The organism is Actinomadura darangshiensis, from assembly GCF_004349235.1.
GTDB classification, from domain to species: Bacteria; Actinomycetota; Actinomycetes; order Streptosporangiales; family Streptosporangiaceae; genus Spirillospora; species Spirillospora darangshiensis.
In genome coordinates this window covers 1-24962 of the sequence record NZ_SMKY01000070.1, presented here as the reverse complement: position 1 = coordinate 24962, position 24962 = coordinate 1, and the positions used below count along the sequence as shown (strand labels likewise).

Genomic DNA, 24962 nt, shown 5'->3' with positions numbered 1-24962 from the left:
CCTCCCCCGGCGCCCCGAAAGGGCGAAGGAGACAGCTTATTCGGTCCCGCCGGAGTTCATCGTGGAGCGAAGATCATGGCAGGTGGGCGGCGGGTCGGCCGGGCCCGCACGTGGACGTGCGCGGCGGGACGGGCGAGCGAGCGGTCCATCGCGTCGAGGACGAGCCGGTGCGGTGTCCCGTCGTCCGGCCGCACGCAGCGCAGCAGCACGCCCCGGTCGCCCTGCTCGGCCCAGAGCGCGTCGGTGTAGGCGGCCACGGCGGCCGCCGAGGGGCCCGCCGCGCCCGGGCAGAGGAACAGCTCGCCCGCGCCGCGCTCCAGCATCCCCGGCAGCGTCGCCTGGACGACGTGAATCGCGCCGATGACGTTCGTTCGGAGAACGTGTTCTATTTCGCCGGCGGCCTGTTCCAGCACCGGCCCCGCGGGCGCGATGGCGGCGGCGTGGACGACCCGGTGCACCGGGCCCGTCATCGCCAGCACCTCGGCCACGGCGCCGCCATCGGCGACGTCGCACGCCCGCACGTGCATGTTCGGGGAGCGCAGCGAGGTCTTGGCGAGGCCGACCTCGTCCACGTCCACCGCGACGACGTCCCAGGCCGCCGCGGCGAGCCGCCGCGCCGCCATCGCGCCGAGCCCGTGCGCCGCGCCGGTGACCAGTGCCGTCCGCCTCACGCGCGCACCTCCTCGGCGCCCTCGAAGACCATCTGCAGATGCCCGACCGTGCTGGTGGTCAGGGCCCGTGCCCGGTCGAGGCCCAGCCCGCGCAGCTCCTCGGCCACGGGGTGGTCGCCGAGGACGACCTTCGCCCCGCCCGGACGGGTCCGCACCTCGGACGGCGTGAGCGTCCACGGCGTCCGGCGGGTCACGCCGTCCAGGCACGAGTAGGCGTCGACGCTCGGGGCGCCGGCGCCGCTCGGCATCGGAACGCCGGGCTTGACCGCCACCTCGATCGCCGTCCGGCCGCCGAACCGCACCGCGCACCGCTGCACGCGCCCGGTGAGGTCCATTGGGATGTCGGCGATCTCCTTGGGGAAGCCCCAGATGGTCCGCCCGGCCTCCAGGGTGAACTCCTGGTTGACCGGCAGCCAGTGGATGAACGCGCCGACCCCGCGCAGGCGTCCGCGGATCCCCGGGGACGGCGGCTCGCCGGGCGGGCGCACCAGGAACGCGACGGCGAACTCGTGGTACGGCCCGAGGTCCCCGTCGGCGTACCGGACGAACGCCAGCGAGCAGACGGCCCTGCCGGGCAGCGGCTCGGCGACCTCCAGCCCGGAGTAGCCGATGACGGCCTGGGCGGCGCCGGCGGGCACGGCGAACATCGCCGACCCCACGGCGGCGTCGCGGATCCGTACCGGGAGGGTGACCCGCTCGCCCTGGATGGCATGCGCTTGCACGGTGCTTGTCACACCGCTTAGTAGAACAGGTTCTCGTTTTGCTGCCAAGGGCGCCCGGTCACGCCGACTCGGCGGCCGTCCGGATCCGGTCGATGGTGGCGCGCATGCCCTTGCGGTTGAGTTCGGCGCGGCGCTCCGCCGGGACGCCGGTGAACACCTTGCCGAGCAGCGAGGCGAACGCGGCGCCCCGGTTGTCGCGGCGCTGGTCCTCCCAGTACTCGGTGAGCCGGGTCCGGGGCGCGGACGGGTCGTCCGAGACGTCCTCGATGCGGTAGCCCCACAGCGCCACCGGCATCCCGAAGGTCGACACGCGGAACGCGAACGCCTGGCCCGGCACCGCCGCCGTCACCTGGCATGTGGTGAACCACACACGCCAGGCGATCCGGTTGAACCCGACGAACTTCGTCCCGGGCGCGATCGCCCGGCCGCGCACCCAGATGTAGAACACCTCGGGGCTCCACTCGCCCATCCGCCGCAGATCCGCGACCGCCGCGTAGACGGCCCGCGGCTCCGCCGCGACGACCACGCTCTCCTCAACGACCCACTCGCGCTCCATGACTCCGCATCCTCCCACTCCATGACCATCTGGTCACTGGAGGTGGGCGAAGTGCCTCCGCCAGGACGCGTACCAGTCCTGGAACCAGGGCTCGGGCTCGGCGAGCGGAACGATGTAGGTCAGGGTCTCGGCGTAGTAGCGGCGCTGGAAGTCCGGCGGCATCCTGTCCAGCGTCTGGACGTTGCTGACGCGGTCGGCGAGCTTGACCAGGATCGCCTCGCGCGGGGCGTCGCGCAGGCGGCGCAGGTAGGCCGACTTGGCGGCGCGTTTGGCCTGCCGCCCGGTGCCGACGGCGGGCGGTTTGGTGACCCAGTCGACCAATTCGGTCACTTCCGGGCCGAACTCGTCCTCCACGTCGCTGAGCGTGGCGGACGTGTCCTCGACGACGTCGTGCAGAACCGCGGCGTACAGGACGGCCGGCACCGTCACATCGGCTCCGCGCACCAGGACTTCGAGGGCCTCCAGCAGGTGCTCGACGTAGGGCGCGCCGGTCGGACGCTCCTGGCCGCCGTGCCACCGCTGAGCGGCGGCGACGGCCTTGCCCAGCGCGTCCAGGTCGATCGGCGCGCCCGACGCGACGATCCCGGCGCGGGCCGTGTCCCACGTGTGCCAGCGGGTGAAGACCTCCACGGTCACTCCGTTCTTCCCGGCCGTGTCGCGCGGGAGCCCCGCACAAGGCATGGTGGAGTCCTACGGTACGTGGGAGGAGGCGGCGCAGTCGTGGTCGGGAGCCGGCAGCGGCCTGACGGCCGGCCGGAGACCGTGGGCAGGGTCCGCGTCGCGCTCGGGCTGGCCTCGGCGGCGGTCGCCGTGACACTGTGCGTCGTCCTCGTCGACAAGTACGTCCTGCGCGCCGAATGGTGGCAGGTGCGGCACACCGTGACCGGCGCGCCCGTCACGCCGCAGAGCGAGATGGGGCCGCCGCCGGGCCCGCTCGCGGTCAGCTGGGAGCACACGACGCAGACGCACCACGGTTCCGTCGCGGGCTACGACGGCGTCGCCTACCAGGTCGCGCAGGGGCAGGTCGTCACGGCGTCCGGGCGCGGCATCGAGGTGCGCGACGCCCGCACCGGCAAGGGCCGCTGGAGCTACCGCCGCTCCGGCTGGACGCTGCTCGGCTGGACGTCGACCCGCTCCAGGCTGGCCGCCTACTTCGAGCGGGACGGCGACCGCGCCGACCGGGTGCTCGTCGCGTTCGACGCGCTGTCGGGCGGGCTGCTGTGGCGGCGCGAGGGCGAGCTCCCCGCCGCGGTCTCCCGGACGACGCTGCGCTGGCCCGCCGGTTCGGACGTCCTGCTCACCACCGACGACAAGCGCCGGACCCTGTACGGCGTCTCGGCCGTGACCGGGAACCGGATCTGGCGGCTGGCGCTGCCGCGCGGCTGCCGCCTGTTCGAGAGCGGCGCGCACCCGTCCGACGGCAGGGAGGCGCTCGCCGCGCTGGGCCTCGACTGCCGGCAGGAGGGCAGGCACCGCAGCCGGCTGCTGGCCGTCGACCCGGCCAAGGGCGTCGTCCGCTGGGACCGGCGGCTCGGGTCCCGCGAGTCGCCCGAGGTGTCGATGCTGGACGGGGTGACGCTCGCCTCCGACGGGACGGCCCTGCGCGCGTTCGACGGGGACGGCCGCCAGTTCGGCGTCTGGAACGGCGACGGGGTGTGCGGCGACCTGATGTGCCCGGGCGTCCTCGCGCGCGACCGGCTCGTGGTCGTCTACCACCCGGACGGGGCCGACTCGGGCGACACCCGCATGGAGGCGGTGAACGTCCCGTCCGGGCGGGTCGAGTGGCGGCGCGACGTCCCCGCGTACGCGGCGCTCGCGCAGGCCGGCGGGAAGGTCTTCGCGCTGCGCCCCCGGCTGTCGGAGCGGCTGCTGCCCGCGGGCGTCGACATCGTCGAGCCCGCCGACGGGCACACCACGACCGCGCCCGCGCCGTTCTCGATGGACCCGGACCTGAGCGGCGTCCGGCCGTGGCTGGCGGCGGCGGGCGGGCTGCTGTACGCGGCCGTCCCGCAGGCGGCGCCCCGCCCGGACGGCGCGGCGCGGCTGGTCGTGCTGCGCGGCGGGCTCACCGGCACCGGCCCGGCCGAGCTCGGCGGCGTGCCGGAGGCGGCCTGGCCGGACGCGTGCGCCCTGCTCACCAAGCCAGATCTGGCCGCGGCGCGCATGACCGACTACGTCGCCGAGCCGAGCGGCGCGTCGGCCGGGAGCGTGTCGCTGCCGCGCCCGGTGTCCTGCACCTACGAGCCGCCGCGGAAGAAGCCGCGCAAGAAGGACCCGCACGAGAAGCGGGAGTCGCCCGGACCGGAGCCGAGCACGACGGGCTCCGTCGCCCCCGGCCCGTCGGAGAGCCCGTCCAAGAGCTCGTCCAAGAGCTCGTCCAAGAGCCCGTCCAAGAGCCCGTCGGAGAGTCCGTCGAAGGGTTCGGAGGAGGACGGTGAACCGGACCTGACCGTGCGCGGCCTGACGGTGAGCGTCCGCTGGGTGGCCGAGAGCGACCCGGAGGCGTCGCGGATGCTGGACGCCTTGCAGGCCACCCAGGCGCAGGCCCGCCGCCGGCACGACATCGGCGCGGACGAGGCGTACGAGATCGGCCCGACCGCCGGGATGATCGCCCTGCGGGTGGGCCGGTACGTCGTGGTCGTCGAGGCGAGCCGTCCGCCGGGCGCCGCCGCCCGGCTCGCCCGGTCCGTCGCGTACCGCCTGCACAACCCCTCGTGAGGCGTCAGAACTCGGGAACGGGCTCCGCTTCCGGGACGAAGCTGGGGGAGCGGCCCGCCCACGCCTCCAGCTGGGCGACGAAGTGCTCGGCGTGGACGGGCCAGTGGAATCGCTCGCGGGCGGCCTCGTAGCCGCGTTTGCCGAGGTCGACGCGGAGTTCGGGATCGTCGCGCAGTTGCAGGACGGCCTTCGCGGCGGCCTCCGGGTCGCCGAACGGCACGATCAGCCCGCATCCCGTGGGCTCGATGATGTCCACGGCCGGCGGGTTCGGGGTGCTGATCACCGGCACGCCGCGGGCCATGTACTCGACGACCTTGGTCGGCATCGAGTGCCGGTAGTTCGGCTCGTCGTGCAGCAGCGCCAGCCCCGCCATGGCGCCCTCGGCGATGCGCAGCGCCCGGTCGTTCGGGACGAACCCGTACCAGCGCACGACCCCCTCGCGCTGCGCGGCCCGCAGCTGCTCCTTGATGTCCCCGTCGGCCGCGCCGATCAGCTCCACCAGGACGCCCGCGGCGGCCAGCGTCCGGGCCATCTCGATCATGTCGAGGGCGCCGCGGGCCCGGGACAGCTGCCCGACGTAGACGGCGCGGCGGCCGTCCGGCGGGCCGGGCGGCAGGTCGGACACGTAGGTCGTGTTGGGCACGACCGGGTGGTCGCCGCGGAACCGGGACCGGTAGCCCTCCTCGGCGAGCAGCAGCCGGTGCCGCCGCTCGCTGCGCCGCTCCAGCCGGTGCACGGCCGGGCGCAGCATGGGCCGCGCCGGGCCCGGCACCCAGCCCTTGGCGGAGAGCGCGGCGGCGGTGTCCTCGTGGACGTCCCAGACGACCGTCCGCTCCCGGACCTCGCGGGGCAGGGACACCAGCAGCTCGGGATCGTGCAGCAGGATCAGGTCGGCGTAGGCGGCGTGCTCGGCGAGGGCCCGATGGGCGGCCCGCAGTGCCCGCCACCGGCGCCGTCCCGTGGCGCGCGGCACGTCCACCGGGCTGATCCGCCGCCACGGGGTCGCATTGCACGCCCGAAATGGGGCGATATAGGTGACTTCATGACCGGCGTCGAGCAGTGCGCGTATCTGCCGGTGCAGAATGCGCGCGTCCTCGGGATGGTGCACCACCGTGCAGACACAGACCCGCATAACACTCACTCCGCATTACCGTCGGTTCGTCCTTTACGGCTAAGTCTCGGCTGCCAAGGGAAAAACCAGATGAATTCCCGCCGTCCGCGACATGACCGCTCCCAGGCGACCCGTCCAAGCTCCGTCGACGTGCGGCGTGTTGCTGTTATGCGGCCCGCGGAAACGACAACACGCCGCAAGTCGACGAGGGGTCAGAGCAGTTCGACGGTTTCCGCGGCGGTGTTCCTCGTGCGGCCTCGGGTGTCGAAGAGCAAGCGCGCGTGGGCCGTCAGCGTCGCCGCGTCGTAGGCCGCGTGGCCCGCCAGCACGATCGCCAGGTCGGACGCCTCCAGCGCGGCGGCCAGGTCGTCGCCGGCGTTCCGGACCGGCTCGCCGTCCACCTCCCAGGACGTCACGAACGGGTCGTGGAACGCCAGGTCGGCGCCGAGGCGGGCCAGCCGCCGCGCCACCGGGCGGGCCGGGGACTCGCGCTGGTCGGCGATGTCGGCCTTGTAGGTGACGCCGAGCAGCAGGACCTTGGCGCCCTTCAGGGCGCGTCCCTCCCGGTTGAGGAGCTGCTGCGCGCGTTCCGCCACATAGCGGGGCATGCGGTCGTTGATCTCCTGGGCCAGCTCCACGAACCGGAACGGGTAGCCCAGCGAGCGGACCTTGTACGACAGGTAGTTCGGGTCGATCGGGATGCAGTGCCCGCCGACGCCCGGCCCCGGCCGGAACGCCTGGAACCCGAACGGCTTGGTCGCCGCGCAGTCGATCGCGTCCCACAGGTCGATGCCCAGCTCGTTGCAGAACACCGCCATCTCGTTGACCAGCGCGATGTTGACGTGCCGGTACGTGTTCTCCAGCAGCTTCGCCATCTCGGCCTCGCGCGTGCCCTTGGCCTGCACGACCCGGTCGACGAACTTGCCGTAGAACGCCGCCGCCGCCGACGCGCACGCCGGGCCCAGCCCGCCGACGATCTTCGGGGTGTTGCGGACGCCGTACACCGGGTTGCCCGGGTCGATCCGCTCCGGCGAGAACGCCAGGTGGAACTCCTCCCCGGCGACCAGGCCGGACGTCTCCAGGATCGGCCGGACGACCTCCTCGGTCGTGCCCGGGTAGGTGGTCGACTCCAGCACCACCAGCATCCCCGGCTCCAGGTGCCGGGCGACCGTCTCAGACGCGCCGCGCACGGCGGCGAGATCCGGGCCGCCCTCCGGGGACAGCGGCGTCGGCACGCAGATGACCACGGTGCGGGCGCCGTCCAGGACGTCCTCGTCCAGGCTCGGGGCGAAGCCGGCGTCCAGCATCTGCTCGACCTCGGCGGACGACACGTCGTCGATGTGCGACAGCCCGGCCTTGAGCCCGGCGACGACGCGCGCGTCCCGGTCGAGGCCGCCCACCTGAAGGCCGGCCCGGCAGGCCTCCCGCACGAGCGGCAGCCCGACGTAGCCGAGTCCGATGACAACAAGATCCACGAGGCCGGCTCCCTTCGCTCTATGTCATTCGGTAGGCGGCCCGGTATCCGGCCGTCACGGCGCGCCAGGTGCGTTCCGCCGCGACCCGCTCGCGGGCCGTCTGACCGATTTTCTGTCTCCTTTCGGGACTGTAAGCCAGGTCTTCCAGACAATTCGCCCACGCTTCCGGGTTTTCCGGAACTGTTAACGTGCCCGTCACACCGGGTTCCACGATTTCCCGCAGAGCCTTGACATCACTGGCAATAACGGGGATTCCCCCCGCCATCGCCTCGATCGGTTTGAGAGGCGTCACCAACCGGCAGACCCGGTCCGCCCGGCGCGGCACCGCGAACACATCGAGGACGGCGTGGAAACGGCGAACGGACTCCATCGGCACCCGCCCGGTGAACACGGCATGAACGCCGTGCCCGGCCGCGCGCCGTTCGAGCGCGCCGCGTTCGGGGCCGTCCCCCACGAGGAGCAGCGTGACGGGGGCGCCGCGGTCGCGCAGCAGGGCGGCCGCGTCGATGAGCGTGTCGATGCCCTCGTAGCCGTAGAAGGACGACGTGAGCCCGACGACCGCGGCATCCCGGGCGATGCCGAGCTGTTCGCGCAGGTCGGAGGCGTCCGGGAGCGGTTCGAGGAACGCCTCGTCCACTCCGTTCGGCACCGTGAAGATCTTGTCTTCGGGGATGCCGCGGGACGCGATCTCCGCGCGCATCGCCTCGCCGAGCGTGACGACCGCGTCGGCCTCGGCCATCCGGCGGGTCTCCAGCTCCCGGGTCAGCCGGTAGAAGTCGTCGGTCTCGCTGTGCGCGGGATCGCGGGACAGCCAGGAGTCCTCCAGGAAGCCGCGGACCTCGTAGACCACGGGGATGCCGTGGCGGCGCCCCAGCTCCAGCGCGACGGCCGCGTTCAGATGGTTGCTGACCGCGTGCAGGACGGACGGCCGCAGCTCCTCGACCAGCCGTCCGGCCAGGTCGGCGCTCTTCCCGACGGCGCTCCGCGGATCGGACTCCGGAAGCCAGGGCAGCAGCCGGTGGTAGGGGACGCCGTCGACGTCCACGCGCGCCCGCGCGTCGCCGATGCCCTGGCTGAGCGGATAACCGAGCCGTGTCACGATGTGGGGGTCGAGGCCCATCTCGCGCTGTGCGAGGGCGATCCGGTGCGTCCGGACGGTGTATCCCGCGTTCGTACGCGGCAGAGCGTTCGTCACGAACTGAAGCACGGTCTTGCCGGGCACGGCACGGCGCGCGCGCGGCCGCGCCATGGGCTGCTCCAGCAGAAGACGCAGATCCCGCGTTTCCCGCTGGACGTCCCTGGGCCGCGGAACGACGAGCCGCGAACGCCGCAACCGGGCACCGAACGGGGCCCGCGCGGCCAGTCGCACGGCCAGCCTGGACGCCCGCCCGGGATCGTCCCGGAGCTGCCGCCAGGCGAGTCCGGCCAGGTAGACGGGTTTCTTCGCGGATTTCTCGGCCACAAGGCCGAACGTTAGGCAACCCCGATGAACAGAAGGGAAATCCTGTTGGCACCCATCGTGCACGTCCTCGGGGCGCGGCCGAACTTCGTCAAGGCCGCGCCGGTCATCTCGGCGCTGCGCACCGCCGGCGCGGGGCAGGCGGTCATCCACACCGGACAGCACTACGACGCCCGGATGTCGGAGGTCTTCTTCGACGAACTGGGGCTCCCGGAGCCCGACGTGAACCTCGGCGTCGGCTCGGGCGGGCACGCCGAGCAGACCGCCGCGCTCATGATCGGCCTGGAGCGGGAGTTCACGAGCCGTTCACCCGCACTGGTCATCGTGTACGGCGACGTGAACTCGACGATCGCCGCCGCCCTCGTCGCGGCCAAGCTGCACATCCCGGTCGCCCATGTGGAGGCGGGGCTGCGCAGCTTCGACATGACCATGCCGGAGGAGGTGAACCGCCGGATCACCGACCAGCTGTCCGCGCTGTGCCTGGTCACGAGCCCGGAGGGGATCGGGCACCTGGCCGCCGAGGGCGTCCCGGTGTCCCGGGCGCACCTGGTCGGCAACCCGATGATCGACACGCTGCTGGCGAACCTGGACACGTTCGACACGGCCGCGGTGCGCGCCGCCCACGGGCTGCCGGACCGGTACGTCCTCGCGACCATGCACCGTCCCGCCAACGTGGACGTCCCGGAGACGGCGGCGGCGCTCGTCCGGCACCTGCACGGCGTCGCCGACCTCGCCGACCTGGTCATTCCCGTCCACCCGCGCGGCCGGGCGAACCTCCTCGCCGCCGGCCTGGCCGACCACTCCGGGGTGCATATCTTGGAGCCGCTCGGATACATCGACTTCATCGCGGCCGTGCGGGGCGCGGCGGCGGTCGTGACGGACTCGGGGGGCCTCCAGGAGGAGACGACGATCCTCGGCGTGCCGTGCCTGACCGTCCGTCCGAACACCGAACGGCCGATCACCATCACGCACGGCACGAACCGGCTCGTCACCTTCGAGGAATTGGTGCCCGCCGCGCGTAAATGCCTGGAGTCCGGCGGACGCTCCGCCGACCGCAAGCCGCCGCTGTGGGACGGCCACGCCGGCCCCCGCATCGCAGAAGTGATCATGGAGTATCTCGGTGACTGACGAGGAGCAGAACGCCAGGGCGTACCAGCAGCTCGGACGGCTCAAGTCCACGCTGCGGGAGCGCGAGGCGCGCCTCGACGAGATGGAGAAGCGGCTCGCCGCGCTGGAGCGGTCGACGGCCGTCCAGTTCGGGCGGCTGGTCGCGGGCGCCGCGCGCAACCCCAAGCGCGGCAAGAGGCTGCCCCGCGAGCTGTACCGGCTCTGGCGCAAACGGAACGCTCCCGCATCCGCGCCCGGGTCGTCCGGGGGCGGAGGCGTCGAGCCCGACCGGATCGACCGTCCGGAGAACCGCCTGCTCGTCGCGGGCCCCTGCGACGACCTGATCATCGCGGGCGTGCTCGCCCCGCACACGGCGTCGGCACTGGCCGAGCACGCCAAGGTCGTCCCGCTGTACCCGCACGACGCCGCGATCGCCCTCGAATCGGCCGACGTGGACATGCTCGTGGTGGACGCGGCGGCCGGCGAACCCGGCAGCCCCTGGGCATACCTGGGCGTTCCTGGCATGTACGACCGCGACCTGGCGCTGCACGAGATCCGCCGGATCGCCGCCGCCCGATCGCTCCCGCTCGTCCTGTGGGGCGAGGCGCCGCCCGCCACCCTGGCGTCCCTGCCCTGGGACGCGACCGCCACCGCGCCAGGCCGGCTCGCCGAGCTCCTAGAACCGGGGCGGTTGCCGGGGGGTGTGGGGGGTCGTCCCCTCACACGGAACGCAGTCCGTTGAAAGGAACCACCGTGCGACCACGAGCCCTCGTCTACGGCGACGTCGACCTCAACATGATCGACGGATCGGCGATCTGGGCCCAGGGCATGGTCCAGGCCCTGGCCCGCGCCGGCTGCGAGGTGACCCTGGTCCTGAAGGCCCCGGTCCGGACGGGCCGGCTCGTCGATCCGCTGCGCGCCCTGCCCGGCGTCACCGTCCGCAGCCCGCACGACGAGGGCCTGGCCGACACCTCCATGGCGCCGAAGCAGGCCGCCGCGATCCTCGCCCGCGTCGACGAGGAGAGCCCGCACGACCTGATCGTCGTCCGGGGCCGCCGCCTCGCCGCCAAGCTCGCCGCGGGCCCCCTGGCCGGACGCCTCTGGACGTACCTGACCGATGTCCCCCAGTCGGCCGCCGAGTTCGACACGGCCGCCAAGGCCGAGCTGCGCCGGATCGCGGACGCCTCCCGCGTCCTCCTGTGCCAGACCGAAGAACTGCGCGGCTTCCTGGAGAACGCCGTCCCGGCCACGGCCGGCAAGAGCGTCCTGTTCCCGCCGGTCGTGGTGCTCCCCGACGGCCTGTCTCCCCGCCCGGCCGGCCCTCCGGACGGCCCGCTCCGCCTCGTCTACACGGGCAAGTTCGCGCCGCGCTGGAACACCTACGAAATGACGTCCCTCCCGCGCCTGCTCTCCATGCGCGGCGTGGACGCCGAACTCCACATGGTCGGCGACAAGATCCACGACGACCCGTCCGATCCGGGCTTCTCGCCCCGGATGCGAACGGCACTGGAAACGGCCGAGGGCGTCATCTGGCACGGCGGCCACCCGCGCGCCGAAGCGATGCGCCTGACCGCCGCCGGCGACGTGGGCCTCTCCTGGCGCGACGCGTCCATGGACACGAGCCTGGAACTGTCCACCAAGGTCCTGGAATGCGGGACGCTGGGCGTCCCGGTCGTCCTGAACCGCACCCCCATGCACGAACGGCTCCTGGGCGCCGACTACCCCCTCTTCGCCGCCACCGAAGACGATGTCCTCGACTCCCTGACCCTCATTGGCAAGAACCCGGACGTCTTCACCCTCGCCGCCGACCGCTGCCGCACGGCCGCATCCGACTTCACCCTGGAGGCCGCCGCCGGCCGCCTCCGCAAATACCTGGCTCAGACCTTCCCAGAGCCGTCCGACAAAGTCCTGGCGGTCAAGAACCGCCGCCTGCGAGTCGGCGTAGCAGGCCACGACCTGAAATTCTTCACCCGCCTCCTCGACTACCTCCGCTCCCGCCCGGACATGGAGGTCCAGGTAGACCACTGGCCCGCGCTCAAGGCCCACGACGAGGAGAAGAGCCAGGCCCTGGTCGACTGGGCGGACGTCATCATCTGCGAATGGTGCGGCCCGAACGCCCTCTGGTACTCCAAGCGCAAGCGTCCGGACCAGCGCCTCGTGGTCCGCCTCCACCGCTTCGAGCTCTACGCGTCCTGGCCGAAGCAACTGGACATCGACACGATCGACCAGGTCATCTGCGTGAGCCCGCACTACAACACCCTCACCCGCGAGATCACAGGCTGGCCGTCCTCCAAGGTGACGACGATCCCGAACTGGGTGGACGACTCGCAGCTGGACCGCGCCAAGCTCCCGGGCGCAGAACACCACCTGGGAATGATCGGCATAGCCCCGTCCCGCAAACGCCTGGACCTGGCGCTGGACGTAGTCGAAGAACTACGCCGCGACGACCCTCGCTTCACCCTCTTCGTCAAGTCCAAGCTCCCCTGGGAGTACTGGTGGATCTGGCAGAAGGACGAGGAACGGGCCCACTTCGAAAAGGTCTTCCGCCGCATCCGCCGCTCCCGCCACCTCTCCGGCGGCGTGGTCTTCGACTCCTACGGCCGCGACGTTGCCTCCTGGCTACGCCGCATAGGCTTCGTCCTCTCCACCAGCGACGACGAGAGCTTCCACCTGGCCCCCGCCGAAGGCATGGCCTCCGGCGCCGTCCCGGCCCTGCTCCCCTGGCCGGGCGCAGACACGATCTACGACCCCCACTGGATCCACGAGACCCCGTCGGCCATGGCCACCGCGATCGCCACAACGGTCTCCCAGAACCGCTGGCAATCCGAAGCCGCCCAAGCCCGCACCCAACTGAAAACGGCCTACGCCCTAGAAAAGATCTGCCACCAATGGACAGACCTCCTCACCCCCTAGGCCGGACGCTGCCCAGAGGGGCATATCAGATTTTGATGATGGTGACGTTTCCGTCGCACAGGGCTTTCAGGTCGTCGGGGTCCGAGGTGAGGACCGTCACCGGTCCGGGAGCGGCGAGGGCGGTGGCGCTGAGCATGGCGTCGATGGCGTGCTTGTGGCCGTGCAGGCCCGCGTTCGCGAGCAATGCGGCGGCTTGGCGGGCGACTTGCTCGGTGACCGGCTCGATGACGAGGCGGGCGAGCGTCCAGTTCAGAGCCGGGCGGTTGATGCGGGGGTGGACGACCTCCACGAGGGTGGCCGCGGAGGTGAGCACGCGCAGGTCGTCGGCGCGGGCCAATGCGAGCCAGCCGGTGACGTTGCGGTCACGCAGGACGGACTTGGCCAGGCCCTCGCTGTCGAGGACGAGGCTGCCGCCCGGCACGGCCGGAGAGCGTGTCACGCGGCGTCAGCCCCGCTCCGGGCCTGTTCCTTGCGCGCCTGGTGGAGTTGGTCGCGCAGCGCCTGGATCTCCTCGTCCGTGATGGGGCCGTGCTCGGCCTCGGCGACGGCCACGAGTTCGTTCAGGTTGTCGCGTTCGATCTGGCGGGCGACGGCGGCTGCGACGTAGGCGGACAGGCCGGAGGTGCCGCTGCGCGCCTTGGCCGCCTCGGCGATATCGCGCGGCATGGTGATCGAGTACTTGCCGGTAGGGTCACTCATGCTCTTTATCCTACCTCCGATCCTCCCAGTCAGCCGGAGCTGGTGCCGACGGCCAGCTCGGTGTACTCGGTGGGGAGGTCGGCGCGGTGGGTTTCGATCTTGGCGTTGAGCTTGGCGAGGCTGCGGCTGTAGTCGCGGCTGGAGAGCCAGAACTTGTAGATGATGACGAACTCGAAGGCCAGCAGGCCGGCGCCGCTGACGGCCACCACGGGGATGATGGCGCCGGAGACGATGGCGGCGGCGACGGGGGCGACGATGAAGACGCCCATCTGGAACTCGATGCCGCTGATCAGGTGGGGGCGGATGCGGCCCGCCATGAGGACGTTGCGGATGCGGGCGTACCAGGGGAAGCGCTGGTTGAAGCCCTGCTGGAGGGCCGCGTTGGACGGGTCGTCGCCGACGACGCGATCCTCCATCTCGGGGTCCTCGGTGAGGGCCTCGGCGGAGCGGAGCTCCTCGTCGGCGTCGGTGAGGTCGCCGTTGGCGCGGCGGGCGGCCAGTTCGAGGGAGTCGGCCTCCTCGCGGGCCGCGTTCAGGGTGGAGCGCATCTGGGAGCGGACCTTGTAGATCTCCAGCGCGTCCATGTAGCGGAGCATGTCGAGGAAGACGACGGCGAGGGCCGTCCAGATGTAGGCGACGTTGCCGGTGGCGGCGTACTGGCCCGCCATCAGGGCGATCGCGCAGGCCAGGACGCGGACGCGGTCGAAGATGTAGTCGAGCCAGGCGCCGAAGACCGAGCCGGTCCCCTTGAGGCGGGCGATCTTGCCGTCCATGCAGTCGAGGGTGAACGACAGGTGGTACAGGAGCGCGCCGGCGAGCAGCCACGGCCAGGACGCGACGGCGAAGCAGGCGCCGGCGGCCAGGCCGAGGACGAGGGCTGCGACGGTGAGCTGGTTCGGTGTCACCCGGGTCCGGTTGGCCGTGAAGCGGACCAGCCTGGACGCGAGCGGATCGACCAGCAGGACGGTCCACCAGGCGTCACGCGCCTTGTACGTCCGTTGCCGAACGTCGTCGAGCGTGAAGTTCGCCATGGGGTTCCTTTCAGTGTGCAGGGCGGGACCGATGTTATCGGCTGTCCGGTTCCGGTCTCGGCAATGTCTCCGATCCGTGATCGTCCGGTCACATGTCGATCATCGGGGCGGGTACGGCCAGCAGGGTGCGTGTCCGTAGCGTCCTGCCTCATCTGCCGTTCTCCGGGGTGCTCGCGGTGGCGGTCTGGATCCGGGTCGTCGCTGTCCTGGGCTATCCGGCGCCCCTGTGGTTCGGTGACTCGCCGGGCTATCTGGAGGCCGCGGTCAGGCTGCGGCCGGACGAGACGCGCCCGAGCGGGTACCCGATCCTGCTGTGGCTGATCAAACCGTTCCACAGCTTCACGGTGATGGTGTCCGTGCAGCACGTGATCGGCATTCTCACCGGTGTCCTGGTGTACGTGCTGGTGTGGCGCGCCGGACGGGTCCTGCGCCCATGGATCGCCGGTGTGGTCGCGGCGCTGCTGACCGTGCCCGTGCTGATCCCCGTGCACCAGGTCGCCCTTGAGCACATGCTCATGTCGGACTCGCTGTTCGCGTTCCTGCTGCTCGCGGCGGTGGCGGCGGTGCTGTGGCGGCGCCGGACGACATGGTGGCTGGCCGCCCTGGCCGGGGTGTTCGCGGCCGCGGCGGCGCTCACGAGGACGGCCGGGCTGCCGCTGATCGCGCTCATCCTCGTCGCGATGCTGATCAGGAAGGCGGGATGGCGGGCCTGCGCCGCGACGGCGGTCGCGTTCGTCCTGCCGGTCGTCGGCTACATGTTCTGGTTCCACGCGGAGTACGGGGAGTACAAGTTCGCCAAGGCCGACCAGGTCTTCCTGTACGGGCGCACCGCCGCGTTCGCCGACTGCCGGGTCATCAAGCCGCGCCCCGAGCTGGCGGTCATGTGCCCCAGGCAGAGCGATCCGCGGATCTCCAAGTCGTTCTCCGTCATGTGGACGCCCGACTCCCCGTTCCGCGACATCCCCGGCTGGGTCTACGGCGACCAGGGCAACCGGCTCGCCGGCGAGTTCGCGTGGGCGGCGATCAAGGCGCAGCCCGTCGACTACGGTCAGGTCGTCGTCGAGGACACGCTGAAGGCGTTCACGTGGCACCGCCAGCCGTACCCCACGCCGTGGACGTGGTTGCAGTACGACTTCCCGCAGGGTGAGGCGTGGAGCGACAAGCAGGCGAAGGCCGCGCGGCAGTACGGCGATGACGGCGAGACCAGGGTCGTCCGGCCGTGGGCGGGGCAGGTCCTCGCCTACCAGGATCATGTGGTCATGCCGGGCACGATCCTCGGCGTGCTGCTGCTGGGCGGCCTCGCCGGGGCGTTCGTGCATGTGCGGCCGGGGCACTGGCTGAGGCGTCCCGTCCGGCACTGGGCGACCGGTGCCCTCCTCCCGTGGGGGACGAGCCTGGCGCTGCTCGTGATCCCCGCCGCGACCGCCGACTTCGACTACCGGTACGTCCTTCCCGCCGTCCCGTTCGCGTGCGTGGCGCTCGGTCTGGCGCTGATACCACCGCCCAGACCGCCCGAGGAGGCACCCAAGGCACAGGACGAGCCCGCCCCCCGCGAGGAGGTGTCCGCTTAGCGGCGCCCTGTGTCGCGGCGGGGCGCGGTGCTCAGGGAGGTCAGCATCCGCTCCCATTTCGCGGCGACCACGGAGATGTCGAACCGCTCGGCCGACGCGACGGCGTTCGCCGCCATCCGGTTCCTCAGCTCCGCGTCGTCGATCAGCCGGATCAGCGTCTCGGCGAACGCCCCGGCGTCCTCGGGCGGGACGAGCAGCCCGTCCACCCCGTCGGTGATGATCTCGCGGGGCCCGCGCGGGCAGTCGAAGGCGACCGCGGGCAGCCCGCACGCGAATCCCTCGATGATCGTCATGCCGAACGACTCGGCGCGCGAGGACACCGCGAGCACGGACGCCTTGGCCAGCTCGCCCTCCATGTCCTCGGTCGGCTCCAGCATCCGGACGTTGTTGTAGAGGCCGAGCCGGGTGACCTTGCGCCGCAGCTCCTCGCGCCGCGGGCCGTCCCCGTGGATGCGCAGCCTCCATTCCGGATGCTTCTCCACGACCCTCGCGAACGCGTCGATGAGCAGGTCGTAGCCCTTGATCCAGACGATCCGCCCGGCGGCGACGACGACCTTGTTCTCCTGCCGCGAGCGCGGGTACACCCGGGTGGGCAGCCCGTTGCCGATGGTGTGGACGGGACACGAGCCGGCCGGAAGCCGCTGCTCGTAGTCCGCGGTGTCGGCGGACGTCAGGCAGGTCAGCGCGTCCAGCCGCGGATACCACTCCTCGATCTCGCCGAGGATCCCCGAGTCGTTGATGCCGAGCTGAAGGTGCTCCTGCCCGACCACGACGACCCCGCGCGGGGCCAGCCGGGCGGCCATCAGGTTGAGGCCGGCGCGGGTCGTGACCAGCACGTCCGTGCGGAGCCGCCGCAGGAAGCGGGTGAGCCGCTCGTCGGTCCAGGCGGAGTACTTGCCGTAGCTGCGCTCCTCCGGATGGACGATCGCGCTCGGCTCGGCCGTCAGCCGCTCGGCGCGCGCCGCGTGCGGCCACGGGACCTTCGCGTCCGGGCGGACGTCGACCAGCGAACGCAGGCCCACGCGGTCCGAGAGCGGCAGGACCGGCCGGTCGGTCGTCCGCCGCACGGTGACGAGCTCGACGTCGTGTCGGCGGGACAGCTCGTCCGCGAGCGTGAAGGTGCTGCGGACGGTGCCGTCGACGGGGAATGCCTCCAGCAGCAGGAACGTGATCTTCACGGGGCGGCGTCCACGCGGTGGCACGCGATCGACAGCTCGTCCTTCAGCGTGTAGTAGGGGCGCACGCTCATCTCCCGGTCGCCGGACGCGGTGACCTGTCGAGGATAGGACAGAGTGCCCCGCTTGCCCGGCGAGTCGTCGAGAAAGGTGGCGAGCCGGGCATGGACGTCGCCGGCGTCGAGCCACAGATCCCAGAGGTGGGGCTCGCAGGCGGCGAACGCGCGCACGTCGAGGCAGACGCGGAACTCGGTCCCGTCGAGCCGGACGTGCCACCCCGCCGTGTCGTCGCCGTCGCGTGCGACCGCGACAAGCCGGGCATCCCCCGGGCGCGGCCCGGCGTAGGCGAGCCGCCCGCCGATCTCGATCTCGCCGTCGCGCGGGTGCACCGTCTCGACCTCGGCGTGCGGGGTGACCTCGCGGACGTCGAGCACGGCCCGCCCGTCCGGCAGGCGGACGACACGGGCCGCGCGGTGGCGGGCCGACGCGGCGTAGGCGCGCAGCCCGTCGAGGGAGAAGCCGGGGTCGTCGGTCACCAGCGGGCGGTCGGCGCCGAGGAGCAGCTCCCACGCGCCCGTCGCCAGCCCGGCGACCGCGAGCGTGACCGAGCGCCGGTCACCGGACAGCGCCTCGGCCCGGACCTCGCCGGACGAGCCGTGCCGCAGCACGACCCGCTCGCCGTGGCGTAACGGGGTGGGCCAGCGGATGAGCAGGCCGTCGTCCGGCCCGACCCTGCAGTGCTCGGCCACCGTGTCCACGGCCGACCGCCCGGCCGGACTCAACCGGCCGGGCCGAAGACGCGGTCGGCCGCGCGGGACGCGGCGTGCCCGTCGTCGAGCGGGCAGAACCGGTCGACGAACGCCGTGTAGCGCTCCTTGTGCCCCGCCGTGGCGGATTCGACGTCGCGGATCGCGCCGATCAGGTCGTCGGACGTCTCCACCAGCGGCCCCGGTGCCTCGGCCTCGAAGTCGAAGTAGAAGCCGCGCAGCCGGTCGCGGTAGTCGGCCAGGTCGTAGGTGAAGAACAGCATGGGCCGGCCGGTGCCCGCATAGTCGAACATCACCGACGAGTAGTCGCTGATCATCAGGTCGGAGATCAGGTACAGCTCGGTGATGTCGGGGTAGAGCGACACGTCCCGGACGAAGCCGTGCTCGTCCTCGACGACGCCGTCCACCACGTTGGTGTGCAGCCGGACGAGCAGGACGTGGTCGTCGCCGAGCGCGGCGCGGGCCCGCTCCAGGTCGATCCGCATGTCGAACTTGTAGCGGCCGCGGCTGTAGTACTGGTCGTCGCGCCACGTCGGCGCGTACAGCACGACCCGCTTGCCCTCGGGGATGCCGAGCCGGGTCCGGACCTGCTTGGCGACCGCGTCGGCCTCCGGGCTGTGCAGCAGGTCGTTGCGCGGGTAGCCGACCTCCAGCATCTCGCCCTTGAACGCGAACGCGCGCCGGAAGATCTCCGTGCTGAACGGGTTGGGCGACAGCAGGTGGCTCCACTCGGGCACGGACGGCCCGGCGGACTTCGACTGCAGCGCCTTCTTCATGCCCGGCGCGTACGCGAAGTGCACCTCCTTGATGTCGCTGCCGATCTTCTTCAGCGGGGTGCCGTGCCACGTCTGCAGGACGACCTGGTCGGGGTGCCGCCGGAACGCGTCCCCCAGCCGGTGGTTCGTCACGATGTAGCGGGACGTGGCCAGCGCCTCGTGCCACTCGCCGCCGTTCAGCCGGAGCGGCCGCAGCGTGCTCGGCAGCTCCACCTGCGCGTCGTTGACGACCCACAGCTGCTCCAGGTCCAGCCCGCGGCGCAGCAGCTCCTGGTGGATGGACTTCGGGCTGTCGGAGTACTGGCGTCCGCTGAAGCAGGAGAACACGACGGCGTCGCGCAGCCCGTCGCGGTCGACGCGGCGGCGGGCCTCCTCCCGGTGCTTGCGGCCGGCGCTCTTCTCCTCCGGCGAGACGTCGCCGGTCACCGCCACGGCGAGCCGGCCGTCGCGGCTCTCCAGGGCGTAGCTTCGCCGCGCCACCTCCAGCGGCTCCGGCAGGTTCCGCTGCGCCCGCTGCGACAGCCGGACGGTCAGCGCCCGCTCGCCCGGGGGCCGGAACAGCACGTCCCAGTGGCCGGGCCGCAGCGGCAGGACGCCGGCGACGCCCGGCACGGCCGCGGCCGGGACCTCCGCGCGCAGCAGGCCGGACGACGGGTCGGCGACGAGGTCGAACGCGTGCTCCTTGCGGCGGCCGCGGCCGCGCAGCACGATCTGCCCGCCGCCGTGCGCGCTGTGCGTCGCGGTCAGGGCGAGCGTCCCGTCCGGCCGCCAGGTGCAGTCGTCGACGGCGAGCCGGGCCGTGGTGCGCCGCACGCGCAGGTAGCCGCCGGGCCCGCGGCCGGCGGTGACCTCCAGCGGGCCGAACGCCCGCTCGGCGTCGTCGACGCCTTCGGCGAGCACCAGCGGACGGCCCGCGACGGAGGCCGTCCAGTCGCGGGTGTCGTCGATCTGCTCGGGCGGCATCGGGGGCCCTTCGAGGGCCTCCGGGTCGACGCGGGCGGTGAACCCGCCCTCGGCCGCGGTGACCGGGACGCCGACACGGTCGTCGCCCAGCGCGAGCACCAGTTCGCCGGGCACCTCGCCCGCCATCTCGATGACGAGCGCGTTGTCGTCCCAGCGCAGCGCGGTCGCCTTCGCCGTGACCCGCTCGACCCTGATGACGAGGCGGCCGTCCTCGATGCGCGGGACGACGCGCACGTCGTCGGCGACGTAGTGGTACGGCGGGTGCGCGCCGCTGCCGGAGCCGCCGCCCCGCAGCGGCCCCTGCCGGAACACGCCCGCGTTCAGCACGGACGCGTCGACGCTCCAGACGCCCTCGACCCAGCGGCCGCGGTCGCGGAGCCGGCCCACGTCGAAGGCGAACTCGAACCCGGACCAGCCCGACTTCTTGCCCGGCTTCGGCGTCTGCCGGGCCCGCGCGACGATCCTGCGCCCGCCGGACCGCAGCGTCATCGCCTTCACCGACGTCCAGCGGCGCCGCATGCTGATCGAGTTGATGTACGCCTCGCCGGTGACGGTCAGCGTGTCGCCCTCCCAGCCGACCGCGTGCACGCGGCCCCGCAGGGTCAGCTCGCCGCGCGCCCGGTAGACCTCGCGCGGGACGTCGAGCTTGGCGTCCTTCCAGTACGGGTAGACGACGTACCGGCGCAGCGGGTCGCGGACGATCGACGGTGACGCCTTCCCCCGCTCGTACCGGACGACCTTCACCAGCTCCGTCGTGTGCCCCGTGGTGGCGAGATGCCATTTCAGCCGGGTCAGCGCGGGCGCCTCCGCGAGCACCTTCGCCGGGATGCCGGCCGCGTACGCGGCGGCCAGCGCGACGACCTGGTCGCGCTCCTCGGCGGGCACATCGGGCAGCGCGTCCAGGAACACGCGCAGCTCGTGGCCGGCCGCGAGGAGCTGGAGGCGGCGCTGCGACCGGGGGTGGCCGTGCTCGCCGAGCCAGTCGGCGGCGAGGGTGACGGCGCCGAACCCGTCCGCGATGTCCTGCGCCTGCGTCGTCACCGGGTACCGCTCGCCCCGCCGGTGCAGGACGACGCCGGGCAGCACGTCGACGCCCGTCGCGAGGTGCATCGCCCGCACGGCGGCGGGCAGGTCGTCGTACCGGCTCATGTCGGGGAACTCCAGCTTGCCCGCCGTCCAGAAGGACCGCCGGAACAGCTTGCCGGAGACCGTGCGCTCGGCGGCCAGCTCCGGGGTGTGCCGCACGTCCGTGCCGGTGGCCGGCTCGGCCACCGCGTCGGCCGGCCGCCATTGCGCGGCCTGGCCCGTCCACCGCCGGACGGCCTCGCGGCCGAGCGCGATGTCCGACCCCGACGCCTCCAGCGCCGCGACGAGCGCCGCGACCGCGTCCGCGGGCAGCTCGTCGCCGCCGTTGACGAACAGCAGGAACTCGCCGCCGCTCTCCGCGACGCCCAGGTTGCGCGCCGCGCCCCGGCTCGGCGCGCCCTCCCGGACGACGCGGAACCGGTCGTCGGGCAGGGCGGTCTCGGCGGCCGCCCCGGCGCCGTCGTCCATCACCAGCACGTCGAGGCCGGTGTGCGACTGGGCGGCGAGCGAAGCGAGGGTGCCGCCCAGTGACTCTCCGGCTCCGTGCGCGAGCACGACGACGCTGACCCCGCTGGCGGACAAGTGACCCACCCCTTCGGACGTGACGGTACGTGAGGCGGATGCTACTGCCGTGGCGTGCCCGCCGTGGCTACTGCGGCGGATTCGGAATCTTCTCCCCGAGGAACATCCGCCGGACGGCGCGCTCGGCCGCTTGCCCGTCGTCCCACGGGCAGAACCGCGCCCTGAAGTTCGCCAGGTTCTTGGTGGCGGCGTCGCTCCAGGCCGCCCGCGACACGAACGCGTCCGCGAGCTCGGCCTCCGTGGTGGCGACGACGCCGGGCGGGGTGGCCGTCAGGTCGAAGTTCACGCCGCGGGTGAGCTTGTAGGTCTCCCAGTCGTTGGCGTAGATCACGATCGGCCGGTCGAGGTTGGCGTAGTCGAACATGACCGAGGAGTAGTCGGTGAGCAGCGCGTCCGAGGCGATCATGAGGTCCTCGACGGACGGGTGCTTGGACACGTCGATGACCCGGCCCTCCGGCCAGCCCATGTCCGCCGCCAGGCTCTTGATCTTGTAGTAGTAGTGCGCCCGGAGCAGCAGCACGTGCCCCTCGCCGAGCCGCTCCATGACCCGGCCGATGTCGAACATCGGGCTGTAGCGGCGCTGGTAGTCGCGGTGCGTCGGCGCGTACAGGATCGCGGTCGCGTTGCCCGGGACGCCGAGCTCGGCGCGCAGCCGCTCCCGCTCCTCGGCGGTGGCGGCGGCCAGCCGGTCGTTGCGCGGGTAGCCGATCTCCAGCATCTCGTAGTCGCACGGGAACCCGCGCTCCCACGCCTCCGACGACAGCGGATTGGACGAGACGAGGTAGTCCCAGCGGTCGGACCGGGCGATGAGGGCCTTGAAGTCCATGTCGTTGGCGCCGACCGGGTACTCCATCTGGTCGAGGCCCATCTTCTTCAGCGGCGTCCCGTGCTGGGTCATCATGTGGACCTGCCCCGGCCGCTTCACGTAGTTGTCGGGGAAGTTCACGTTGTTGACGAAGTACTTCGCGCGGGCCAGCGTCCGGTAGTACTCGGCGGACCCGGCGACGACGTAGTCGACGCCGTCCGGCATGGTCTTGCGCGCGCCCGGCTTCACGACCCACACCGCGTGGACGTGCGGGGCCAGCTCCCGGACCTTCTCGTAGATCGCCGCCGGGTTGCACGCGTACCCGCGGTACCAGTACGCGCCGAACACGGCGAGGTTCTCGTCGATCGGGAGGCGCCGCTGCATCTGGTAGTAGCGCTCTTTGGCGAGCTCCTTGCCCAGCAGCACGCCGCGCCTGCGGATCTTCGCGGCCTTGGTGGCCTTGCGCCGCGCCTTGTCCTTGGCCTCGGCGGCGCGGACCCGCTCGAACCCGCGGTAGTCGTCCGCCTTGATCATCCGGTGCTTGTCGGCGAGGAACGGCTTGTCCTCGGGCTCCGGCGGGACGTGCCCGGCCGGCTCGTACCGGTTGTAGGTCTTCGCCATCTCGGCGAAGAACCGGGCGTTCTCCGACTCGTGGACGCGGTCGCCGCGCTCGATGATGACGAGCAGGTGCCAGATCGTCCGGTCGAACATCAGCGGGCGGAACGGGTCGGCCTTGGCGCCCATCCCGTCCATGAACTCGAAGATGCGGTCGTACTGCGCGAACGCGTCGAAGTGCTTGGCCCCGGCGGTCTTGGTGATCGCGCCGCGGCGGCGCTGCCGGTAGATGTAGCAGACCCGGTCCAGCAGGCTGAGCCGCTCGGCCGCCATCAGGATCGGGTAGGTGACGTTGATGTCCTCGTAGTAGCCGCCGCTGAACCGCAGCCCGAGGTCGAGCAGGAACTCCCGGCGGATCGCCTTGTTCCACGCCGTCATCATCATTTCCAGGACGCTCTGCCGCTCGGCGAGGGTGAACACGTCCGGCGCCGGCGGCTCGCGGAACAGGTGGTTGATGATGCTGCGCTTGACCTTGCCGTTCCAGTAGGACCGCGCGTAGTCGAAGACCAGCACGTCCGGGCGGGTCTCGGCGAGCCGGTCGCAGATCGCGCGGACCGCGCCCTCGGTCGCGTAGTCGTCGCTGTCGAAGAACCAGACGTAGTCGCCGGTCGCCATGTCGAGGCCGATGTTGCGGGCGTGGCCGAGCCCGACGTTCTCGGTGAGGTGGCGCACCTTGACGCGCGAATCGCGCTCGGCGAACTCGTCGAGGATCTCGCCGCAGCCGTCCGGGGAGTGGTCGTCGACGGCGATGACTTCGAGGTTCGGAAGGTCCGGGTCGAGGATGGAATCCAGGCATTGCCGGATGTACCCCTGCACTTTGTGCACGGGCACGATGATGCTCAAGGAGATGTCGTGATCAGGGCTCACGCGTAGACCAATCAACTACTCGGTGATTCTGGACTATACCCGCAGATCGGCATTGAATCTCAGACGCGGGAACCTCAGGTGCGGCCGTGCGCCGGCCGGGTGAGCCAGCGGGCACTCGGCTCGACGGCCCACCGGGTGACCCGCTGCACGGGCGCGGTGGCGAGGACGACGCCGAGCGCCGCCGCGGCCAGGGTGACCGAGACGATGCCGAGCGGCTCGTGCAGGACGGGCTTGTCCAGCATGCCGGTGTAATCGAACGTCTTCACGATGAGCCCGTGCAGCAGGTACACGTACATCGTGCGGGTCCCCATCTCGGTGTACCAGGCCCGCTTGCGCGGGATGCACGCGAGGAAGGCGGCGCCGAGCAGGACGGCGAAGCCGAGGGCCGCGAGGCGCCAGCCCATGCCCTCCGCGGTGCCGAACCCCATGTCGGAGTAGCCCTCGTTCCAGTACAGGAGCCCGCTGTTGATCTTCGAGACGACGGTGCCCCGCTCCCAGACGTAGGCGATGGGCAGTGCCGCGGCCAGCATGGCGAGCCCCGCCCACCGCGCCCAGGCGGCGCGCAGCCGCTGGACGTGCCGCGGCTCGATCGTGAGGCCGAGGACGAAGAGCGGCAGCAGCCCGGCCGTCCGGCTGAGCGTCGAGTCGGCGGTGAACGCCCAGCTGCCGCCGACGACGCTGAGCGCCACGGAGATCGCCACGGGGTGGCGCACCTGCCCCCAGAGCGGCGCGCTCAGCCGCCAGAAGACGAGCGCCACGAGGAACCACATGAGGAAATGCGGCCGGAAGATCTCGCTCAGCCGGAAGTCGACATCGTTGATGAAGATCAGTTGCGCCCGGTAAAGCAGGATGAATATCACATAAGGGACGACCAATGTGGGGAAAATGCTGCGGAACTTGTCCGCCGAGCGCATGAATCCCCGCGAGAAGTAGCCGGATATGAAAACGAAGACCGGCATATGAAAGGCGTAGAGAACGACATAGGCGGCGTGCACCGCCTGGCTGTCGCCGAACTGCGCCCAGACATGGCCGAGGACGACCAGGATGGCCGTGCAGAACTTGGCGTTGTCGAAGTAGGCGTCGCGCTGCTTGCGCGGCGCCTTCTCGGCGGGGGGACCGGGCCGCTCACCGGGCGGCGCCGCGGCGTCCGGGACGGTGGCGGCGTCCGGGACGGTCGTGGCGGGCGCGGTCGCGGCGGGCGCGCCACCGGCGGGGGGCGCACTGTCCGTCGTGGACAGCACACTGCCAGTGGCGGGTGGCGGGGTCGGGAGGATGTCGGTCATGTCTCCGTGT

At 71.9% G+C, this 24962-nt stretch carries 20 protein-coding genes; 5 read left to right on the top strand and 15 right to left on the bottom strand.

Translation table 11 applies throughout. The features are described 5' to 3' along the window. Positions 1 to 56 precede the first annotated feature (56 nt). The 4 genes from E1293_RS17505 to E1293_RS17490 are packed head-to-tail and all read right to left on the bottom strand — an operon-like array spanning position 57 to position 2579. Positions 57 to 671, bottom strand: coding sequence for an SDR family NAD(P)-dependent oxidoreductase (locus E1293_RS17505; RefSeq protein WP_132198475.1), 615 nt, complete (start codon positions 669 to 671; stop codon positions 57 to 59). After that, positions 668 to 1405 (bottom strand): acetoacetate decarboxylase family protein, encoded by a 738-nt coding sequence (locus E1293_RS17500; RefSeq protein ID WP_243716289.1) that lies wholly within the window; start codon positions 1403 to 1405, stop codon positions 668 to 670. Before E1293_RS17500 ends, E1293_RS17505 begins: the two co-directional genes overlap by 4 nt. A gap of 46 nt (positions 1406 to 1451) precedes the next feature. Then, a complete protein-coding gene (locus tag E1293_RS17495) occupies positions 1452 to 1949 on the bottom strand; it encodes an SRPBCC family protein (protein ID WP_132198474.1) in 498 nt (165 codons plus the stop codon). Between the two features lie 33 nt (positions 1950 to 1982). Continuing rightward, positions 1983 to 2579, bottom strand: a complete 597-nt coding sequence (locus E1293_RS17490) for an HD domain-containing protein (protein ID WP_132198473.1) — start codon at positions 2577 to 2579, stop codon at positions 1983 to 1985. Positions 2580 to 2669: 90 nt separating this feature from the next. Between E1293_RS17490 and E1293_RS17485 the strand changes: the two genes are divergently transcribed. Further along, positions 2670 to 4667 carry an outer membrane protein assembly factor BamB family protein gene (locus tag E1293_RS17485; protein WP_132198472.1) on the top strand — a complete coding sequence of 666 codons (1998 nt, stop codon included), beginning with the start codon at positions 2670 to 2672 and terminating at the stop codon, positions 4665 to 4667. Positions 4668 to 4671: 4 nt separating this feature from the next. On the opposite strand, the gene E1293_RS17480 is transcribed toward E1293_RS17485, so the two are convergent. The 3 genes from E1293_RS17480 to E1293_RS17470 form a co-directional block, all read right to left on the bottom strand. Beyond that, a complete protein-coding gene (locus E1293_RS17480; RefSeq protein WP_132198471.1) occupies positions 4672 to 5799 on the bottom strand; it encodes a glycosyltransferase family 4 protein in 1128 nt (375 codons plus the stop codon). A gap of 191 nt (positions 5800 to 5990) precedes the next feature. Beyond that, positions 5991 to 7253, bottom strand: coding sequence for a nucleotide sugar dehydrogenase (locus tag E1293_RS17475; RefSeq protein ID WP_132198470.1), 1263 nt, complete (start codon positions 7251 to 7253; stop codon positions 5991 to 5993). 19 nt (positions 7254 to 7272) lie between these two features. After that, the gene (locus tag E1293_RS17470) at positions 7273 to 8715 is read right to left on the bottom strand and encodes a glycosyltransferase family 4 protein (protein WP_243716288.1); all 1443 of its coding nucleotides are present in this window, start codon (positions 8713 to 8715) and stop codon (positions 7273 to 7275) included. A gap of 24 nt (positions 8716 to 8739) precedes the next feature. Here E1293_RS17470 and wecB point away from each other — a divergent pair, with 24 nt between their 5' ends. The 3 genes from wecB to E1293_RS17455 are packed head-to-tail and all read left to right on the top strand — an operon-like array spanning position 8740 to position 12732. After that, entirely contained in the window at positions 8740 to 9840 is a 1101-nt protein-coding gene (wecB, locus tag E1293_RS17465) for a non-hydrolyzing UDP-N-acetylglucosamine 2-epimerase (RefSeq protein WP_132198469.1), read from the top strand. After that, positions 9833 to 10561 carry a hypothetical protein gene (locus E1293_RS17460; protein WP_207938901.1) on the top strand — a complete coding sequence of 243 codons (729 nt, stop codon included), beginning with the start codon at positions 9833 to 9835 and terminating at the stop codon, positions 10559 to 10561. The genes wecB and E1293_RS17460 overlap by 8 nt, the downstream gene beginning before the upstream one ends. 53 nt (positions 10562 to 10614) lie before the next feature. Continuing rightward, complete coding sequence (locus tag E1293_RS17455) at positions 10615 to 12732, top strand: glycosyltransferase family protein (protein ID WP_132198486.1); 2118 nt, start codon at positions 10615 to 10617, stop codon at positions 12730 to 12732. 25 nt (positions 12733 to 12757) lie between these two features. Here E1293_RS17455 and E1293_RS17450 read toward each other — a convergent pair whose 3' ends face one another. From E1293_RS17450 to E1293_RS17440, 3 genes are read right to left on the bottom strand one after another with little or no spacing between them, the layout of a single operon-like run. Beyond that, positions 12758 to 13171 (bottom strand): PIN domain-containing protein, encoded by a 414-nt coding sequence (locus E1293_RS17450; protein ID WP_132198468.1) that lies wholly within the window; start codon positions 13169 to 13171, stop codon positions 12758 to 12760. After that, positions 13168 to 13431 (bottom strand): CopG family transcriptional regulator, encoded by a 264-nt coding sequence (locus E1293_RS17445; RefSeq protein ID WP_132198467.1) that lies wholly within the window; start codon positions 13429 to 13431, stop codon positions 13168 to 13170. The genes E1293_RS17450 and E1293_RS17445 overlap by 4 nt, the downstream gene beginning before the upstream one ends. Positions 13432 to 13460: 29 nt before the next feature. Next, positions 13461 to 14462 (bottom strand): CDP-alcohol phosphatidyltransferase family protein, encoded by a 1002-nt coding sequence (locus tag E1293_RS17440; protein WP_132198466.1) that lies wholly within the window; start codon positions 14460 to 14462, stop codon positions 13461 to 13463. 125 nt (positions 14463 to 14587) lie between these two features. Here E1293_RS17440 and E1293_RS17435 point away from each other — a divergent pair, with 125 nt between their 5' ends. Then, entirely contained in the window at positions 14588 to 16033 is a 1446-nt protein-coding gene (locus tag E1293_RS17435) for a hypothetical protein (protein WP_132198465.1), read from the top strand. Here the strand turns inward: E1293_RS17435 and E1293_RS17430 are convergent. The 5 genes from E1293_RS17430 to E1293_RS17410 form a co-directional block, all read right to left on the bottom strand. Then, entirely contained in the window at positions 16030 to 17211 is a 1182-nt protein-coding gene (locus E1293_RS17430; RefSeq protein WP_132198464.1) for a glycosyltransferase family 4 protein, read from the bottom strand. The two genes, E1293_RS17435 and E1293_RS17430, sit on opposite strands and share 4 nt — an antisense overlap. Beyond that, positions 17208 to 17966 (bottom strand): hypothetical protein, encoded by a 759-nt coding sequence (locus E1293_RS17425; protein WP_132198463.1) that lies wholly within the window; start codon positions 17964 to 17966, stop codon positions 17208 to 17210. Before E1293_RS17425 ends, E1293_RS17430 begins: the two co-directional genes overlap by 4 nt. 20 nt (positions 17967 to 17986) lie before the next feature. After that, positions 17987 to 21382, bottom strand: a complete 3396-nt coding sequence (locus E1293_RS17420) for a bifunctional glycosyltransferase family 2 protein/CDP-glycerol:glycerophosphate glycerophosphotransferase (protein WP_132198462.1) — start codon at positions 21380 to 21382, stop codon at positions 17987 to 17989. 67 nt (positions 21383 to 21449) lie between these two features. After that, on the bottom strand, positions 21450 to 23633 hold the full coding sequence (locus E1293_RS17415) for a bifunctional glycosyltransferase/CDP-glycerol:glycerophosphate glycerophosphotransferase (protein WP_279473208.1): 2184 nt from the start codon (positions 23631 to 23633) through the stop codon (positions 21450 to 21452). Positions 23634 to 23743: 110 nt separating this feature from the next. Then, on the bottom strand, positions 23744 to 24962 hold a 1219-nt coding region (locus tag E1293_RS17410), incomplete at its 5' end, for an acyltransferase family protein (RefSeq protein ID WP_207938899.1).